Origin of the sequence: Mycetohabitans endofungorum (assembly GCF_002927045.1) — a bacterium.
Taxonomy (GTDB): Bacteria; Pseudomonadota; Gammaproteobacteria; order Burkholderiales; family Burkholderiaceae; genus Mycetohabitans; species Mycetohabitans endofungorum.
Map to the genome: position 1 here is coordinate 1 of NZ_PRDW01000063.1, position 1,347 is coordinate 1,347.

The 1,347-nt window shown below is 58.9% G+C and carries 1 protein-coding gene; it reads right to left on the reverse strand.

Translation table 11 applies throughout. From position 1 onward, the window contains the following. On the reverse strand, positions 1–1,347 hold a 1,347-nt coding region (locus B0O95_RS15175; RefSeq protein ID WP_104078561.1), incomplete at both ends, for a non-ribosomal peptide synthetase.

Consider the following 1,347-nt stretch of genomic DNA (forward strand, 5'->3'; position numbering starts at 1 on the left):
CTGAATGGAGATAATGCTGTCACCGCCCAGGTCAAAGAAACTGTCGTCAATGCCCACGCGGGGTAAGCCGAGCACTTCGGCAAACAGCTCGGCCAGCGTTTGCTCCTGTGGCGTGCGCGGCGCACGATAGTGCGCCAGCGCAAACTCAGGCGCGGGCAGCGCTTTTTGGTCCAGCTTGCCATTGGGTGTCAGCGGCAACGCATCCAGTTGCATGATGGCGGCAGGCACCATGTAATCGGGCAACTGATTGGCAACATGCGCGCGTAATTGCATCACATCCAGCTCGCTTACCTGTTGCGCATCCGCTACCACATAGCCGACCAACTGCTTGTGCCCAACATGAGACTCGCGCGCCATGACCGCGGCTTGCGCCACGCCCGGATGCTGACGCAGTGCCGCTTCGATCTCACCCAGCTCGATCCGAAAGCCCCGGATCTTGACCTGTTGGTCCACCCGTCCAACGAAGTCCAACGTACCGTCCGCACGCCAGCGCACCAGATCACCGGTACGATACAAACGTGTCCCGGCAGGGCCAAACGGATTGGCCACAAAACGCTCAGCCGTCAGCTCTGGGCGGTTAAAGTAACCCCGGGCCATGCCCGTGCCGGCAATATAGAGTTCACCTACGATGCCCACAGGCGTGCACCGCAGCCCCGTATCCAAAACATAGACTTGCGCATTGTCCAGCGGCATGCCAATGGGCACCGAGGCTTCTGCTTGATACGGCGCCTGTATCGCATAACACGCTGCAAAGGTAGTGGTCTCCGTCGGCCCATAAACATGTATGAAGGTGAGATCGGGATACTGATCGAGTATCGTCTGTGCCGCATCTGGCGACAGAATATCGCCTCCTGCCAAAAGCTTGCGTACGCTGCCAAGGCTACGAGGTTTATCCTCCACAATGAGATGGAACAGCACGGTCGTCAAATACAAAGCAGTGACCTGATGACGCATGATGATGCTTTGCAGCGCTCGTGCATCAAGCTGACCGGCAGGCGCAATAACGATCTGCCCTCCGTTCAGCAACGGACCCCACAGCTCATACGTGGATGCATCAAATGCATGCGGCGAATGCAGCAACACACGCTCTCGCGCCCCCTCCAAACGTCCGTTGAGCGCCAGATTCAGTACGTTGCGATGCGTCACGCCAATCCCCTTGGGCTTGCCCGTGGAGCCTGACGTGTACATCAGATACGCTAGCTGCTCAGGCTGGCACGCCACCGCCGGGTTTTCGCTTGACTCACTGCCCAGGGAAGCATCGGCGTCCACCACGATCACTTGCGCGGACTGCACCAGACAGCGCTCTTGCAGCGACTGATCTGTGAGCAACACCGGTGCGCCCGTTTC